The sequence below is a fragment of the Ferrovibrio sp. genome, from assembly GCF_965278975.1.
Lineage (GTDB): Bacteria > Pseudomonadota > Alphaproteobacteria > Ferrovibrionales > Ferrovibrionaceae > Ferrovibrio.
In genome coordinates this window covers 1,914,394-1,929,718 of record NZ_OZ257126.1, presented here as the reverse complement: position 1 = coordinate 1,929,718, position 15,325 = coordinate 1,914,394, and the positions used below count along the sequence as shown (strand labels likewise).

At 62.6% G+C, this 15,325-nt stretch carries 14 protein-coding genes and 1 riboswitch; of the genes, 5 read left to right on the top strand and 9 right to left on the bottom strand.

Translation table 11 applies throughout. The annotated features are described in order from the left end of the window. The first annotated feature begins 67 nt into the window (after positions 1–67). From ACQY7X_RS09355 to ACQY7X_RS09345, 3 genes are read left to right on the top strand one after another with little or no spacing between them, the layout of a single operon-like run. Positions 68–1,213, top strand: a complete 1,146-nt coding sequence (locus ACQY7X_RS09355; protein WP_428249641.1) for an acyl-CoA dehydrogenase family protein — start codon at positions 68–70, stop codon at positions 1,211–1,213. 2 nt (positions 1,214–1,215) lie between these two features. Continuing rightward, positions 1,216–1,974 carry an SDR family NAD(P)-dependent oxidoreductase gene (locus ACQY7X_RS09350; protein ID WP_428249640.1) on the top strand — a complete coding sequence of 253 codons (759 nt, stop codon included), beginning with the start codon at positions 1,216–1,218 and terminating at the stop codon, positions 1,972–1,974. A gap of 5 nt (positions 1,975–1,979) precedes the next feature. Then, on the top strand, positions 1,980–2,582 hold the full coding sequence (locus tag ACQY7X_RS09345; RefSeq protein ID WP_428249639.1) for a DUF2889 domain-containing protein: 603 nt from the start codon (positions 1,980–1,982) through the stop codon (positions 2,580–2,582). A gap of 8 nt (positions 2,583–2,590) precedes the next feature. Here the strand turns inward: ACQY7X_RS09345 and ACQY7X_RS09340 are convergent, their stop codons facing one another. Then, complete coding sequence (locus ACQY7X_RS09340) at positions 2,591–3,199, bottom strand: TetR/AcrR family transcriptional regulator (RefSeq protein WP_428249638.1); 609 nt, start codon at positions 3,197–3,199, stop codon at positions 2,591–2,593. 250 nt (positions 3,200–3,449) lie between these two features. Then, positions 3,450–3,546, top strand: a riboswitch (glycine riboswitch). A 180-nt stretch (positions 3,547–3,726) separates the two neighbouring features. On the opposite strand from ACQY7X_RS09340, the gene ACQY7X_RS09335 reads away from it, so the two are divergent. After that, positions 3,727–4,968: a D-amino acid dehydrogenase gene (locus ACQY7X_RS09335; protein ID WP_428249637.1), complete on the top strand. Its 1,242-nt coding sequence runs from the start codon at positions 3,727–3,729 to the stop codon at positions 4,966–4,968. Positions 4,969–5,045: 77 nt separating this feature from the next. On the opposite strand, the gene katG is transcribed toward ACQY7X_RS09335, so the two are convergent. The 7 genes from katG to ACQY7X_RS09300 all read right to left on the bottom strand — a co-directional run bounded on the left by katG (position 5,046) and on the right by ACQY7X_RS09300 (position 13,238). Beyond that, the gene (gene katG / locus ACQY7X_RS09330) at positions 5,046–7,217 is read right to left on the bottom strand and encodes a catalase/peroxidase HPI (RefSeq protein ID WP_428249636.1); all 2,172 of its coding nucleotides are present in this window, start codon (positions 7,215–7,217) and stop codon (positions 5,046–5,048) included. Between the two features lie 302 nt (positions 7,218–7,519). Next, positions 7,520–8,725 (bottom strand): Tm-1-like ATP-binding domain-containing protein, encoded by a 1,206-nt coding sequence (locus ACQY7X_RS09325; RefSeq protein WP_428249635.1) that lies wholly within the window; start codon positions 8,723–8,725, stop codon positions 7,520–7,522. Between the two features lie 16 nt (positions 8,726–8,741). Beyond that, entirely contained in the window at positions 8,742–9,182 is a 441-nt protein-coding gene (locus ACQY7X_RS09320) for an SRPBCC family protein (RefSeq protein WP_428249634.1), read from the bottom strand. A 27-nt stretch (positions 9,183–9,209) separates the two neighbouring features. Then, positions 9,210–10,049, bottom strand: coding sequence for a phosphoenolpyruvate hydrolase family protein (locus ACQY7X_RS09315; RefSeq protein WP_428249633.1), 840 nt, complete (start codon positions 10,047–10,049; stop codon positions 9,210–9,212). Continuing rightward, positions 10,036–11,028: a branched-chain amino acid ABC transporter permease gene (locus tag ACQY7X_RS09310; protein WP_428249632.1), complete on the bottom strand. Its 993-nt coding sequence runs from the start codon at positions 11,026–11,028 to the stop codon at positions 10,036–10,038. The genes ACQY7X_RS09315 and ACQY7X_RS09310 overlap by 14 nt, the downstream gene beginning before the upstream one ends. Then, the gene (locus ACQY7X_RS09305; protein ID WP_428249631.1) at positions 11,028–11,918 is read right to left on the bottom strand and encodes a branched-chain amino acid ABC transporter permease; all 891 of its coding nucleotides are present in this window, start codon (positions 11,916–11,918) and stop codon (positions 11,028–11,030) included. Before ACQY7X_RS09305 ends, ACQY7X_RS09310 begins: the two co-directional genes overlap by 1 nt. 108 nt (positions 11,919–12,026) lie before the next feature. Next, positions 12,027–13,238 carry an ABC transporter substrate-binding protein gene (locus tag ACQY7X_RS09300; RefSeq protein WP_428249630.1) on the bottom strand — a complete coding sequence of 404 codons (1,212 nt, stop codon included), beginning with the start codon at positions 13,236–13,238 and terminating at the stop codon, positions 12,027–12,029. Positions 13,239–13,320: 82 nt separating this feature from the next. Between ACQY7X_RS09300 and ACQY7X_RS09295 the strand changes: the two genes are divergently transcribed. Further along, positions 13,321–14,184, top strand: coding sequence for an AraC family transcriptional regulator (locus ACQY7X_RS09295; RefSeq protein WP_428249629.1), 864 nt, complete (start codon positions 13,321–13,323; stop codon positions 14,182–14,184). A gap of 39 nt (positions 14,185–14,223) precedes the next feature. On the opposite strand, the gene fcl is transcribed toward ACQY7X_RS09295, so the two are convergent. After that, a complete protein-coding gene (gene fcl / locus ACQY7X_RS09290; protein WP_428249628.1) occupies positions 14,224–15,180 on the bottom strand; it encodes a GDP-L-fucose synthase in 957 nt (318 codons plus the stop codon). Positions 15,181–15,325: the final 145 nt, after the last annotated feature.

Genomic DNA, 15,325 nt, shown 5'->3' with positions numbered 1-15,325 from the left:
CCATTTGACTAACGGTTGTTTGTTTTTATAATTGCCAACATCGTTACTGTCAAATCACCGGTGTCAGATGAATCGCCTTTCCGAAGAGCAGGTCCTGTTCCAGGACGCCCTGATCAAGACCATCCAGAAGATTTCCCCACTGGAAAAGACCCAGGCGCTGGACGCGCGCAAGACCTTCGATACCGAGCTGCATACCGCGCTTGGCGAACTTGGCGTGCTGGGCCTTGGCGTCGATGAGGAATATGGCGGCAGCGGCGGCAGCACCGAGCATATGATCGCGCTCTGCACACTTGGCGGCATGGCCACGTCGATGGCGGTGTTCTGCGTGGTGCAGTTCCTGATCACGCGACTGCTGAAGGATAACGCCACCGAGGCACAGAAGCAGGCTTATCTTGTGCCGCTGGCGGCCGGACGCATGAAAGCCTCCTTCTGCCTCACCGAAGCCGGCGGCGGCACCGATATCCTGCGCGCCATGAAGACGCGGGCTCAGAAGGTGGCCGGCGGTTACAAGCTGAATGGCGCCAAGATGTGGATCAGCGGCGCCACCACTTCCGATTTCTATATCGTGCTGGCGCGCACCGCCGAAGGCAAGACCGACGGCGTTTCCATGCTGCTGGTGCCGAGCAAGGCGCAGGGCATCACCGCCCGCGAGGTCGAGACCTTCGCCATCAACGGCTACGACACCTGCCAGGTATTCTTTGATGATGTGTTCGTGCCGGAAGAGAATCTGATCGGCAGTGAAGGCCAAGGCTTCCGCCAGGTGCTGGCGACCTTGAACGCCGAACGGCTCAATGCCGCCGCCGTGGCGCTCGGCATTGCCAAAGGCGCTTTCGATTATGCCGCTGAATATGCCAAGCAGCGCCCGGCCTTCAACCGCACGCTTTCGGAACTGCATCCGGTGCAGCATAAGCTGGCCAATGTGGCCACCGCCTTCGAGATGGCCTGGCTGTTCCTGCTTGATGCGGCGAAGCGTGACGAGGAAGGTGATGCCATCGATGTTGCCAGCTCTATGATCAAGCTGACGGCTTCCAATGTGGTGAAGCAGGCCACCGATATCGGCATGGAGATCATGGGCGCCGCCGGCTTCGACACCGCCGCGCCGATGCAGCGGTATTACCGCGACCACCGGCTGTATGCCTTCGCGCCGCTGAATGACGAGATGTGCCGCAACCTGATCGCCGAACGCTATTTCGGCTTCAAGCGCGCCTTCTGATCATGCCGGCCTCCACCAAGCCGGCGCGCGTGGCGGTGATCAGCGGCGCGGGCGGCGGCATTGGCCGCGCCATCGCCGCGGCCCTGCATCGCGATGGCGCCCGGCTGGCCTTGCTGGACCTCGAAGGCGCCGCGCTGGAAGAAACCCGCCGCGAATTGGGTGCCACGGAAACCGATTGCCTGCTGCTGGCCTGTGATGTCACCGACGCAGGGGCGGCTGCAAGAGCCATTGCTCAGGCCCTGGCGGCATTCGGGCAGATTGATCTGTTGGTAAACAATGCCGGGCGCTATCAGCTCAACCGCCTGGCCGATCCTGACGCGCCGGCAGTATACGAGCAGCTTTACCGCATCAACGCCCTGGCGCCGCTGTATCTTGCCCATGCCTGCCGCGAGGCCTTGGTGCAGAGCCGTGGCAGTATCGTCAACATGGCCTCCACCGAAGCCTTCATCGCCGGCTCGGTTTCGCTCGGCTATACGGCATCAAAACATGCCGTGGCCGGCCTGACCAAGGCGCTGGCCACCGAACTGGCACCGGCCGGCATACGTGTCAATGCCGTGGCGCCGGGTGTGGTGGAAACCCCGATGGTGGCGCATCTCACCAGCCAGAAACGCCATGCCGAGAAGATGCTGGGCCGAACGCCGCTGGGCCGTTTCGCCCAGCCGGCTGAAATTGCTGCCATCGTGCTATTCCTCGCCTCACCTGCCGCCAGCTATCTCACCGGCGCGATATTGCCGGCCGATGGCGCCTATATGCTGACGTGACGCCGATGCCTGCCCCGCCGATATCCGCCCCCCTGCCCGAGGCAGCAACACGCCGTCACCTGCATACCCGGGAAACCACCTATCGCGGCTATCTGCGCGAGGATGGCCTGTGGGATATTGAAGGCGAACTCTGCGATACCAAGCCCTATGCCTATGCCGACCGTGAACGTGGCCGTATGCCGCCAGGCGCACCGGTGCATCACATGCTGGCGCGGCTGACCGTGGATGACGACCTGCTGATTCATGACGCGCATTTCGAGATGCGGGCGATTCCGTTCAGCTTCTGCGCCGGTGCGGCAGCGGATGCGCGAAGCTTTGTCGGGGTCACGCTGGGTGGCGGCTGGCGTCGCGCCGTGGATGAGCGTATGCGCGGCACTGCCGGCTGTTCGCACTTACGCGAACTGCTCTACAATATCGCCACGGCGGCGTTTCAGACCATCTCGCCCTACCGCGAGGAATTCATGGCCGAACGCGGCGCGCCGATGGGCAAGAGCGGTATGCCGTTCTTCCTCGATCAATGCTATTCCTGGGCGCTGACCAGCCCGGTGGTGGCACGCTATTTCCCGCAATTCGCCAGGGAGAAGGCGAAGCAGGCCAGCGGCGACTAGCGCCGCTTCTAGCGCGCTTTCGGCGGCGCCTTGAGGCCGAGCAGGCGGAACACCATGGCGGTGTGGGTGTCGCGCACTTCCTTCTCCGACAAGCGGCCGCCCGGCTGATACCAGTAGCAGACGCCCGAGAGCAGCGAGATGATGGCGAAGGTGGCCACGCGCGGGTCTTCCACCGCGAGCAATCCCGTCTTGTTGCCTTCCTTGATCAACCCGGTGAGCAGGTTGGAATAGGCATCGCGCAGGCCGGTGATGGTCTTGTAATGCGGCTTGGAGAGATTGCGCAGCTCCATATTGCCGATGAACACTTCCATCTGCCGGTTGATGTGGAAATTGAGGTGGATGTCGATATAGATCAGCAGTCGCTTGTAGGGATCGCTCTCGCTCGCGGTGCGTTCCTGGTATTCCGAGATCATCGACTGCAGATGATCGCGCAGCAGCTCGAACAGGAAGCTTTCCTTGCTCTTGATGTAATTGTAGAGCGAGCCGGCCTGGATGCCGACTTCCTTGGCGATCATGCGCAGACTGGCGGCCTTGAAGCCGTGGCGCGCGATGATGTTGATGGCGGCTTCGCGAATGGCCTTTTCAGTGGTATCGCGGTTGGATCCGACGGTTCGCATTGGCCCGGTTATGTTGGTATTCTGGCGATGGTTGAAGACCAGCATAAAAACAAGTGCCTGTTTTATCAACCATTTGTGGAGGCAATCCGAGGCAAGACAAGCCAGGACCGGCAATCAACCCTGCCCTGCGGCTTTGTCTGGCCTGCTCGCCAAGCCTGGCCGCATGCAGGGCAGCCATGACAGGCCCGCAGACCGCCCGGGCAACAGGCAGGTTGCATGGCGCGGCCTGAGTCCATAGCATGGGGCGTTACCGAATGACGCGGGAGAGCGTGGACGGAGATTTCTCCGGCCACCGCCGACGGAGCAACGCCCCGGAAACTCTCAGGCACCAGGACCGCGTCATTCCTTGACATCTGGAGAGAGGCGCTGCGTGCGCCCACCGAAGGGGAAGCCTGGCGGCCAGTATGCCGGGTAAGCTCTCAGGTACAGCGACAGAGGGGGCCGTTTACGCAAGACCTGCGCATGGCATGCGCCATGCAAGGTTCGGTGTGGGCGGTTCAACCCCTGTTGCGAGGAGAGCCTCTGAAATGACCAAGATCGCCGTTATCGGCGCCGGCATCACCGGCGTCACCACCGCCTATGCCCTGAGCCTGCGCGGCTACGATGTCACCGTGTTCGACCGCCACCGCTATCCGGCGATGGCCACCTCCTATGCCAATGGCGGCCAGCTTTCCGCCAGCAATGCGGAAGTCTGGAATAGCTGGGCGACCGTGCTGAAGGGCCTGAAATGGATGTTCCGGCCCGAGGCGCCGTTCCTGCTCAACCCGTTGCCGACCTGGCACAAGCTTTCGTGGTTTGCCGAATTCATTGGCAACATCCCGAAATACGCCCTCAACACGGCGGAAACCACGCGGCTGGCCATCGCGGCACGGCAGCATCTGCTGGCCTGGGCGGAGACCGAGAAGATCGATTTCGACTGGCAGCCCAAGGGCATCCTGCATGTCTATCGCCGCGAGGCCGACCTGGCCGCGGCGCGGCGGGTGAATACCCATCTCACGCGCGGCGGCCTGGAACGGATCGAGGTTTCGCCCGCCGATATCCGCCGCATCGAGCCGGCCATCGCCATCGACTGCCTCGGTGGCTTCTACACGGCATCCGATTCCACCGGCGACATCCACAAATACACCCGTGGGCTGGCAGCGGCGGCAACGCGGCGCGGGGTGCGCTTCGTGCAGGATGCCGAAGTAATGTCGCTGGCGGCGCAGAATGAGAATGCCATTGTCACCTGGCGCCCGGCCGGCGACGAAGCGGCCAAAACCGGCCCGGTGGAATCTTCCAGTTTCGACGGCCTGGTGATCTGTGCCGGCGTTGCCAGCCGTGCCTTCGCCGCCATGCTCGGCGACCGCATCAACATCTATCCGGTGAAAGGCTATTCCATCACTGTGCCGCTGGAGGATGAGCGCAGCCGCGCGGCGGCGCCTTATGTGAGCCTGCTCGACGATGCCGCCAAGATCGTCACCAGCCGGCTGGGGCCGGATCGCCTGCGCGTTGCCGGCACGGCGGAATTCAACGGCGAGAATTACAATATCCGCAATGACCGCATCCAGCCGCTGACCAACTGGGTACGCACCCTGTTCCCCACCGTGGCCACCGACCGGGTAATTCCCTGGGCTGGCTTGCGGCCTATGACGCCGAACATGCTGCCCAAGGTCGGTCCGGGTCGCCGGCCCCGGGTGTTCTACAATACCGGCCACGGCCATCTCGGCTGGACGCTGTCGGCCGGCACTGCCGAAGCCGTGGCAGTCAGCATCGCCGGCGCCCGCCTGTAAAAGAAGCTGTAAAAGCAAACGCCGCCGGATCAGCAATCCGGCGGCGTCTTTTACTCATGTACTCAGGCCATATCTACTCAGGCCAGATCGAAGCGGTCCAGGTTCATCACCTTGGTCCAGGCAGCAACGAAATCGCGCACGAACTTCTCCTGCGCATCGGCGCTGCCATAGACTTCGGCAAGGGCGCGGAGCTGTGAATTGGAGCCGAACACCAGGTCAGCCCGGGTGGCGGTCCATTTCACTTCGCCGCTCTTGCGGTCATGGCCTTCATAAACGCCATCGCCCACCGGCTTCCACTCGGTCGCCATGTCGAGCAGGTTGACGAAGAAGTCGTTGCTCAAGGCTTCCGGCTTCCTGGTCAGAACACCATGCTTGCTCTTGCCCGCATTGGTGTTCAGCACCCGCATGCCGCCGAGCAGCACCGTCATCTCCGGCGCCGTCAGGGTCAGCAACTGCGCCTTGTCGAGCAGCAATTCCTCGGCCGAGACGCTGTACTTGCCCTTGAGGTAGTTGCGGAAGCCATCGGCAATCGGCTCCAGCACCGCGAAGGATTCAGCATCGGTCTGTTCCGCCGAGGCATCCATGCGGCCCGGTGCAAATGGCACCGATACCGTAACACCGGCCACCTTCGCCGCCTGTTCGACACCGGCATTGCCCGCCAGCACGATCAGATCGGCCAGCGACACTTTCTTGCCGCCGCTCTGTGCCGCATTGAAAGCGCCCTGGATGGTCTCCAGCGCCTTCAGCACCTTGGCCAGCTGGGCCGGTTCATTCACCGCCCAGTCCTTCTGCGGTGCCAGGCGGATGCGCGCGCCATTGGCGCCGCCGCGCTTGTCTGATCCACGGAAGGTGGAGGCCGAAGCCCAGGCCGTCGCTACCAGTTCGGAAACCGAGAGGCCGGCTGCCAGAATCTTGGCCTTGAGCGCCGCGGCATCCACGTCATCGATCAGCTTGTGATCGACCGCCGGGATCGGATCCTGCCAGATCAATGCCTCTGCCGGCACTTCCGGACCAAGATAGCGGGCGTGCGGCCCCATATCGCGGTGCGTCAGCTTGAACCAGGCGCGCGCGAAGGCATCGGCGAACTGGTCCGGATTCTCCATGAAGCGGCGCGAAATCTTCTCGTAGGCCGGATCGACGCGCAGCGCCAGGTCGGTGGTGAGCATCATTGGCGCATGCCGCTTCGAGGCATCATGGGCATCCGGCACGGTGTTGGCCCCCATGCCATACTTCGGCTTCCACTGATGCGCGCCGGCCGGGCTCTTGGTCAGCTCCCATTCATAGCCGAACAGGTTCCAGAGGAAGTTGTTGCTCCACTTGGTCGGCGTGGTGGTCCAGGTCACTTCCAGGCCGCTGGTGATGGTGTCGCCACCCTTGCCGCTGCCGAAGCTGCTCTTCCAACCGAAGCCCTGATCCTCGATGGCACCGGCCTCGGGATCGGCGCCGACATGGGAAGCCGGACCAGCGCCATGGGTCTTGCCGAAGGTGTGGCCGCCGGCGATCAGCGCCACGGTTTCCTCGTCATCCATCGCCATGCGGGCAAAGGTCTCGCGGATATCGCGGGCCGCCGCCAGCGGATCGGGATTACCGTTCGGGCCCTCCGGATTCACATAGATCAGGCCCATCTGCACGGCGGCGAGCGGGTTCTCCAGGTCGCGTTCGCCGCTGTAGCGCTTGTCGTCAAGCCACTTGCTCTCGCTGCCCCAATAGACGTCGTGATCCGGCTCCCACACATCCTCGCGGCCACCGCCGAAACCGAAGGTTTTGAAGCCCATGCTTTCCAGGGCAACGTTGCCGGTGAGGATCATCAGGTCGGCCCAGGAAATCCGGCGGCCGTATTTCTGCTTGATCGGCCAAAGCAAACGCCGCGCCTTGTCGAGGCTCACGTTATCCGGCCAGCTGTTCAGCGGCGCGAAACGCTGCTGCCCACGGCCGCCGCCGCCACGGCCATCGCCGGTGCGGTAGGTGCCGGCGCTGTGCCAGGCCATGCGGATGAACAGCGGGCCGTAATGGCCGAAATCCGCCGGCCACCAATCCTGCGACTGGGTCATCAGGGCGCGCAGATCCTGCTTCAGCGCGGCATAGTCAAGCTTCTTGAATTCTTCGGCATAGTCGAAGTCCGGACCCATCGGATCGGATTTCGAGGAATGTTGGTGCAGCAGATCCAGTTTCAGCTGATTCGGCCACCAATCCCTGTTCGACGTGCCGCCACCGGCCGTGTGGTTAAAGGGGCATTTTGCTTCTGACATGACTTCCTCCCTGCTGGTCTGGACAACTTCGCTGTTCGGGAACTTAAATTAGAATTATTCTAAAATAGGTCAAGGCCAATCCTGGGATTGAGGACGAAAAGCCCCCGCAATAGTCATAAATGCTGAAAAACTGGGAAAATAAATCGATCCCTTCGAGCCCTGCCCGTGGCTGCCGCCCGTTGTACCGGCGTAACCCTCCCTTGAGCGGCTGTTTTCCCAATGCTAGCGCGCCCTTGCCAATCGCGCATGCGGAAACGCACGGATTGAATCCGCAATTTCAAAAACTGCCGTTTCGATAGGTATCAGCCGGCCGGGATCAACTCGCGCACATGGCGCTCGGCGGCCGCAACGAAGGCGGCATCGTTGATGTGATGCGGCAGGCGGATCAGATGATGCGTGTCGCTCGCCGCGAAATGCCGCTCGAAGGCGGCGAACAGAGCGGCATTGGCTGCCGGATCATGGAATTTCTGCCCCGGCGCATCCAGTGCCGAGACACCGCCCTCCGGCAGCAGCAGCCGCACCGGACCTGAAGAAGCATTGAGCTTGGCGGCAATCCAGGCGGCGATCATTTCCAGTTCATCGGCCGTGGTGCGCATCAGCGTGACATTGGCGTTATGGGCATGGAACAACCGGCCGCGATAGGGCGTCGGCACCGTGTCCGGGGCCCAGAAATTCACCATGTCGAGCGCGCCGCAGGAACCGATCCAGGGAATCCCGGTCTTCGCCACCACATCGAACCGCTCCGGCCCGGCGGTGCAGACACCGCCGAGCAGATGATCGGCGGCCTCCGTGGTGGTGAGATCAACCATGCCCTGCAGCAGCCCGGCGCCGGCAATGGCTTCCAGCGAACGACCGCCAGGGCCATTGGCATGGAATACCTGGCATTCGTAATCATTGCCGAGCCGCGCGGTGAGCTGCTGGATGCAGGCAGTGGTGACGCCGAACATGCTCAGGCCAAGTGCTGGCCGCGTGTCGCTTGAGGGTGGCACGGCCCGGATCATCATGCCGGCCAGGGCATGGGCGGCATTGGCCAGGATGACGCGCGACAACCGATTCAGCCCAGCAATATCGGTGACCGGATACATCATGGTGATGTCATGTACGCCAACGAAAGGGGAAACATCGCCCGCCGCCAATGTCGAGACCATCAGTTTCGGCAGGCCGATCGGCAGAGAACGCATCGCCGGAGCAATGATAGAAGTACCGCCGGAACCGCCAAGACCGATGATGCCGCCGATATCGCTGCGTGAGGCGATGAAACGCTGCAGCGCCTCGGTCATCGCCGTCACCGCCTTGCCGCGGTCGCCAGCCTGGAATACCGCAGCACGGCCATCGGTATGGCAATCGGCTACTGCCTCGGCGGGGAAATCCGCATCCGCCGCCGAGAGCCGCGTACCGACATCAACCGTGACGGCGCGCTGGCCGGCCTGCCGAAGCAGTTGCGCCACATAGCGCAATTCCTCGGCCTTGGTGTCGAAAGTGCCGACGACATAGGCGATACCGGCCATGGCGCGGCGCTCTGGCTTACTTTTTCTGCCGCGCCACTTTCACTGCGCCCTCAAAGGCGAAGCGGAAAGTGTCGCTCACGGTCTGGAATACCTGGGCGGCATCGTCGGCCCCCACGTCATATTCCGCCCACCATTCGCCAAAGGTCTTGTTGCCTTCGGTGATGGTCTTCAGCCGCATCTCTGCGACATAATTCTGCACCGGCAGCGTCGCCTCCAGGATGCGATAGCAGCAGACATGCTCGCGGTCCGAAAGCGTCAGCAATTCCTCGCGGATATGGCCACCCTCATGGGTGAAGAAGCTGCGCACGCAGCCGAGCTGATCCGACGGCAGGCCACCTTCGATCTCGCTCTTGGAAAAGAACGGATGATAGACCGGCAGGGCATTGAAATCGCGCAGCACGCCCCAGGCCTGCTCCAGCGGAATATCCATCACGGCGCTGATATAGACTCGTGCCATGGTTACTTGCCTCCCTTTTCTTCCGCCTTATTGCTTCCGGGCCGTCAGGCTCTTGAAGCCTTTTATGTGATTGGTGATCGCGGTTTCAACCGGCAGCCGCTCGACGCTGCTGGCGCCATAGAAGCCATTGCAATGGTGGCTGTTCCGCAGCACGAAGTCGACATCCTCGGGCGAGGAAATCGGTCCGCCATGGGCGATGATGATGACATCCTTGCGCACGCGGCGCGCCGCCTCGGCCCATTCATCGATCAGCTTTACCGACTGTTCCAGGCTCTTGGATGTGGTGGCACCGATGCTGCCGCCCGTGGTGACGCCCATATGCGGCACGATGATATCGGCACCGGCCTTCGCCATCGCCACCGCTTCATCGGCGGAGAACACATAGGGCGTGGTCAGCAGGTCGAGTTCATGCGCCTGGCGGATCATGTCGATCTCGCTGGCATAGTTGATGCCGGTTTCCTCCAGGCTGACGCGGAACGTGCCATCGATGATCCCGACGGTGGGGAAATTCTGCACGCCGGAGAAACCCAGTTCCTTCAGCTGCTTCAGGAATACCGGCATGATCACGAAGGGATCGGTGCCGTTCACGCCGGCAATCACCGGGGTTTTCTTGCAGACCGGCAGGATTTCGCCGGCCATCTCGACCACGATATCATTGGCATTGCCATAGGCGAGCAGACCGGCGGAAGAGGCGCGCCCGGCCATGCGGTAGCGGCCGGAATTGTAGACGATGATCAGGTCGATGCCGCCGGCTTCCTCGCATTTCGCGGAAATGCCGGTGCCGGCACCGCCGCCGATGATCGGCTCGCCACGGGCAATCATGCCCTGGAAACGTTCAAGAATGGCAGCGCGTTCAAATCTGGGCATTTTTTTCTTCCTTGGCAGGGGAAACAGCAGGCAGGCGAAGCTGCAACAGGTGAGTCAATTCGCCGAGCACGCCCCGGCGGAAGGTGAGCACGCAGGCAATGAAGATCAGGCCCACAGCCACGGTGACCCAGGCGCCCAGGGCATCGAAGTAATGCCGCAGGGCGGAGATGATCACGGCGCCGATGGCCGGGCCGAATACCGAATTCATGCCGCCGAGCAGGGTCATCAGGATGACATCGCCTGACATGTGCCAATGCACATCGCTGAGCGATGCGAGGCGGAAAACGATGCATTTCAGTGAACCCGCCAGGCCCGAAAGTCCGGCGGAAAGTGCGAAAGCCAGAATCTTGTAACGCTCGACGGCATAGCCAAGCGAGATGGCGCGTGGTTCATGCTCGCGGATCGCCCGCAGCACTTCGCCGAAGGGCGAGTGCACGATGCGGTTCACCAGCCAGAAGCCGCCAATGGTGCAGGCCAGCACCACGAAATACAGGCTGGTATCGTTGTTGAGATCGAGCAGGCCGAGCAGCTTGCCGCGCGGGATCGGCTGCATGCCGTCTTCTGCGCCCGTGAACGGCGCTTGCAGGAAGGTGAAATACACCATCTGCGCCAATGCCAGGGTAATCATCGCCAGATAGATGCCCTGGCGCCGGATTGCCAGCGCGCCGATGGCGGCGCCAAGCGCGGCCGAGAACAACACACCGGCCATAACAGCGATTTCCGGCGTCAGGCCAAGATCACGCAAAGCATAGCCGGTGATATAGGCCGAGCTACCGAAAAAGGCTGCATGACCGAAGGAAACGATGCCGGTATGGCCGAGCAGCAGATTGAAGGCGCAGGCGAACAGCGCGAAGCACATCACCTTCATCAGGAAAACCGGATAGATCAGCTTCGGCACAAAAGGCACCACCAGCAGCAGGGCCAGCAGGGCGATCAGCAACACGCGGCGCGTCATCGGCGAGAGCAGCAGGCGGACCATCACGCCGTCCCCTCGCGCCCGAACAAGCCCGCCGGGCGCAGCAGCAGCACCAGCGCCATGACCAGGAATACCACCGTGGTGGAGGCTTCCGAGTAATAGACCTTGGTCAACCCCTCGACGACGCCGAGGCCGAGGCCGGTAATCGCCGAACCGACCACCGAGCCAAGCCCGCCGATCACCACGATGGCGAACACGATAATCACCAGATCCGAGCCCATGGATGGATTGACATGCTGAATCGGCGCCGCCAGCACACCGGCAAAACCCGCCAACCCCACACCGGCGCCATAGGTAAGTGTGAGCAGCAGCGGCACATTGATGCCGAAGGCCTGGGTCAATTCCGGCCGTTCGGTGGCGGCGCGCAGATAGGCGCCCATACGCGTCTTCTCGATCACGATCCAGGTGCCGGCGCAGACCACCACCGCCACCAGGATGACGAAGCCGCGATAGACCGGCAGCATCATGAAGCCGAGATTCCAGGCGCCGCGCAATTCAGCCGGCGTGGCAAAGGGATGGCCGGACGAGCCCATGGCGACGCGGAAGCCGCCTTCCAGCACCAGCACCATGCCGAAGGTGAGCAGCAGGCCATAGAGCGGATCGAGGTTGTAAATCCGGCGCAAGGCCAGGCGTTCGAACAGGATGCCGATGATGCCGACGGCAAGCGGCACCAGGAACATTGCCCACCAATAACCGACGCCGAAATGGCGCCCGATCAGAAAGGCAACAAAGGCGCCGACCATGAAGAAGGCGCCATGGGCAAAGTTCACGATGCGCAGCAGGCCGAAGATGATGGCAAGGCCAAGGCTGAGCACGGCATAGAAGGCGCCGTTGACCAGACCGAGCATGATCTGGCCGAGAAAGGCCTGGTGCGGGATACCGAAAATGTCCATCCGCCGCTCGGGCTCCGCTAAGGGTACGGGATTATACGACTACAGCAGCAAAACGCGATCCGGGCCGGCCACCCGGGACAAGGCAGCCGGCCCGGCAGGGAGGCGTTGTTACTTCTTCACCAGTTCACACTTGCTGTCAGCCAGCGGCTGGAAAGCCTGCTCGGCGGGGATCGTCGCCACCGGCTTGAGGTAATCCCACGGCGCCTTGGATTCAGCCGGAGTCTTCACCTGCCAGAGATACATATCATGCATGAAGCGGCCATCGACGCGCACCTTGCCCTGCTTGGTGAACATATCGCTCACCGTCATCTCGCGCATCTTGGCCGAGACCTTGTCCGGGTTATCGGTGCCGGCTTCCTTCACCGCATTGAGATACATCATGGTGGAGGAATAATCCGCCGCCTGGGCCATGTTCGGCATTTTGCCGACGCGGTCATAAAAGCGCTTGGCGAATTTCCGCGTATCGTCGTTCATGTCCCAATACCAGGCATTGGTCAGCAGCAGGCCCTGGGCAGTCGGCAGGCCGAGGGAATGGATATCCTCGATCCACAGCAGCAGGGCCGCCAGCTTCTGGTTCTTGGTGGCACCGAACTCGGACGCCGCCTTGATCGCGTTCACCGCATCGGCGCCGGTGGAGGCAATGCCGATGATTTCCGCCTTGGAAGCCTGCGCCTGCAGGATGTAGGACGAGAAGTCGGTGGTGGCAAGCGGATGGCGCGCGGCGCCGACGACACGGCCCTTGTTGTTGCGCACCACGTCCGACACCTGCTGTTCCAGGCCGATGCCGAAGGCGAAGTCGACGGTGAGGAAGAACCAGCTCTTGCCGCCCTGCTCCACCACGGTCTTGCCGGTGCCATGCGCCAGCGAATAGGCATCATAGGCGTAGTGGATGGCATAGGGCGAGCACAGCTCGTTCGTGATGCCCATGTTGGAGGCACCATTGACGATGATATGGCGCTTCTTTTCCTTGGCCACGGTGGCGACCGCACGGGCGACGCCGGAATTGGCCAGGTCGTTGATCAGGTCAACGCCTCCGGTATCGAACCATTCGCGCGCCTTGGCGGCGCCGACATCGGGCTTGTTCAGGTGGTCGGCGAAGATCACATCGATCTTCTTGCCCAGCACGGTGCCGCCGAAATCCTCGGCCGCCATCTTCACCGCCTCGACGGCACCCTTGCCGGAAAGGTCGTTGTAGATGCCGGACATATCGGCCAGCACGCCGATGCGCACCACATCATCGGAGACCTGGGCCGAGGCAGCACCACTGCCCAGGGCCAGGGCGGAGGCAGCCGCCACCGCCAGTCGCAGACTGTTTTTCATGAATTTCCTCCCAAGTTTACTGGTTTACTGTTTCCCGGTTATTATTGTTTTCCACTCTACCTGATGCCATTAATGGTTTTACATGGCTGGTTTACACGAAAACCTATCTGAAACCCACATCGTTGGCCGCAACACGCATCAACTGATCGTGCGCGCGGAAGACTGCAGCGCGCTGGCCACGCGGCAGATTTCCCATGTCGGCGTCGGCGATGCAGCGGTGCCTTACCGCATCGTGCGCACGCATCTGAGCGGCACCTATGTGCATGCCAGCTTAGGGGGAGAGGGCCGCATCCTGCTGGACGGGCGCTGGCGGCCGCACCGCGCCGGCATGGTGTCGCTGGCCCCGGCGCATGTGCTGCATGCCTTCCACGCCATTCCCTCAAAACGCTGGCAATATTGCTGGGTGCGCTACATGCCGCAATCGCCGCGCTCGGCCATCGGCTTCATGGCGCCGGTGATGGCGCAATTCGATGCCGAGGCTTTGCAGCATGCCATCATGGGCCTCTACAAGGAGGTGCAGGGCCCGGCCGACAGTGGCTCGGCGATGCTGTGGATCGACCTGATCGAGCATTACATCAGCCGCTTCGCCGAGCCTTTGCAGCGCGAGGACCGGCTGCGCGCCCTGTGGGAGAAGGTGAGCGGCGATCTCGGCAAGCCCTGGACCGTGGAGCGCCTGGCCGGGCTGGCCAATATCAGCGGCGAGCATCTGCGGCGGCTCTGCCAGTCCAGCCTGGGGCGCAGCCCGATGCAGCAGCTCACCTACCTGCGCATCCAGCATGCCGCACACCGGCTGGCCACCACGACAGCGAAAATCGAGGATATCGCGCTGCAGGTCGGCTATCAGAACCCGTTCGCCTTCTCCAACACCTTCAAGCGCATGACCGGCTTCCGGCCTTCGCATTTCCGCAGCCGGCGCCAGGCCGGCAGCCGCGAACCGGATGCGTGAGAGCGTAGCGGGCGTTGCGGCTGCCGCAGTCCCGGTGTTTCAGCGCCGGATATGATCCTGATTCTGCCGGAACCAGTCATAGGCCGTCTGGAGGCCGCGTTCGAGCGGAATGGCGGGTTGCCACCCCATGGCAGCGATGCGGCTGTTATCCATCAGTTTCTGCGGGGCACCATCGGGCCGGCTGCGGTCGAAAACCAGGCGTCCCTGCCAGCCTGAGATCCGCGCCAGCATCTCCGCCAGTTCGCGTATCGTCACATCGCTGCCGGTGCCGATATTGACATGCTCCTCGCCCGAGTAATGCCGCAGCAGAAAGACCAGGCCATCGGCAAGGTCGTCGACATACAGGAATTCCCGCCGCGGCGAGCCGCTGCCCCAGATGCTGATTTCCTCCTGGCCATCCTGCGCCGCCCGTGCAAAGCGCGCGATCAAAGCTGCCGCCACATGGCTGTTCTGCGGGTGGAAATTGTCGCCCGGACCATAAAGATTGGTCGGCATGGCGGAGATGTAGTCACAGCCATATTCGCGCCGATAGGCCTGGCACAGCTTGATACCGGCGATCTTGGCAACAGCATACCACTGGTTGGTTGGCTCCAGCGGACCTGTCAGCAGGGCATCCTCGCGCATCGGCTGCTCGGCCAGGCGCGGATAGATGCAGCTCGACCCCAGGAATACCAGCTTGGCAACACCGATGCGCTGCGCGGCATGGATGATATTGGTCTCGATCGCCAGATTGTCGTAGAGGAAGCGGGCCGGGAAACTGTCATTGGCATGGATGCCGCCTACCGTCGCCGCCGCTATGAACACCACGTCCGGCCGCTCTCGCTCCATCCAGGCCTCGACCTCGGCCTGGCGCCGCAGGTCGAGCTGGCTGCGGTCGACCGTGAGCAGGGTGCATGCCTCGCGGGCCAGGCGCCGCACCAGCGCAGCGCCAACCATGCCACGATGGCCCGCCACCCAGACGCGGCGGCCCTGCAGGCTGAATTCGCTCTTTACCATGTTACATATACCCGTTCCGCGCCACGCCGGGCGGCCTGTTTGCCATTGCAGGGGGCAAGGTATAGCCGGCACCACAGGCATACAAGCAGCGCCGGCCAAAGCAGCCCGGCAGCCGGCTGTTGGTGGTTGCTTTTGGCCGGAATTC

What these genes read in the sequence shown, in the direction of transcription:
- ACQY7X_RS09355 (WP_428249641.1), top strand. Translation starts at nt 68, where the DNA reads ATGAATCGCCTTTCCGAAGAGCAGGTCCTGTTCCAGGACGCCCTGATC.
- ACQY7X_RS09350 (WP_428249640.1), top strand. Translation starts at nt 1,216, where the DNA reads ATGCCGGCCTCCACCAAGCCGGCGCGCGTGGCGGTGATCAGCGGCGCG.
- ACQY7X_RS09345 (WP_428249639.1), top strand. Translation starts at nt 1,980, where the DNA reads ATGCCTGCCCCGCCGATATCCGCCCCCCTGCCCGAGGCAGCAACACGC.
- ACQY7X_RS09340 (WP_428249638.1), bottom strand. Translation starts at nt 3,199, where the DNA reads ATGCGAACCGTCGGATCCAACCGCGATACCACTGAAAAGGCCATTCGC.
- ACQY7X_RS09335 (WP_428249637.1), top strand. Translation starts at nt 3,727, where the DNA reads ATGACCAAGATCGCCGTTATCGGCGCCGGCATCACCGGCGTCACCACC.
- katG (WP_428249636.1), bottom strand. Translation starts at nt 7,217, where the DNA reads ATGTCAGAAGCAAAATGCCCCTTTAACCACACGGCCGGTGGCGGCACG.
- ACQY7X_RS09325 (WP_428249635.1), bottom strand. Translation starts at nt 8,725, where the DNA reads ATGGCCGGTATCGCCTATGTCGTCGGCACTTTCGACACCAAGGCCGAG.
- ACQY7X_RS09320 (WP_428249634.1), bottom strand. Translation starts at nt 9,182, where the DNA reads ATGGCACGAGTCTATATCAGCGCCGTGATGGATATTCCGCTGGAGCAG.
- ACQY7X_RS09315 (WP_428249633.1), bottom strand. Translation starts at nt 10,049, where the DNA reads ATGCCCAGATTTGAACGCGCTGCCATTCTTGAACGTTTCCAGGGCATG.
- ACQY7X_RS09310 (WP_428249632.1), bottom strand. Translation starts at nt 11,028, where the DNA reads ATGGTCCGCCTGCTGCTCTCGCCGATGACGCGCCGCGTGTTGCTGATC.
- ACQY7X_RS09305 (WP_428249631.1), bottom strand. Translation starts at nt 11,918, where the DNA reads ATGGACATTTTCGGTATCCCGCACCAGGCCTTTCTCGGCCAGATCATG.
- ACQY7X_RS09300 (WP_428249630.1), bottom strand. Translation starts at nt 13,238, where the DNA reads ATGAAAAACAGTCTGCGACTGGCGGTGGCGGCTGCCTCCGCCCTGGCC.
- ACQY7X_RS09295 (WP_428249629.1), top strand. Translation starts at nt 13,321, where the DNA reads ATGGCTGGTTTACACGAAAACCTATCTGAAACCCACATCGTTGGCCGC.
- fcl (WP_428249628.1), bottom strand. Translation starts at nt 15,180, where the DNA reads ATGGTAAAGAGCGAATTCAGCCTGCAGGGCCGCCGCGTCTGGGTGGCG.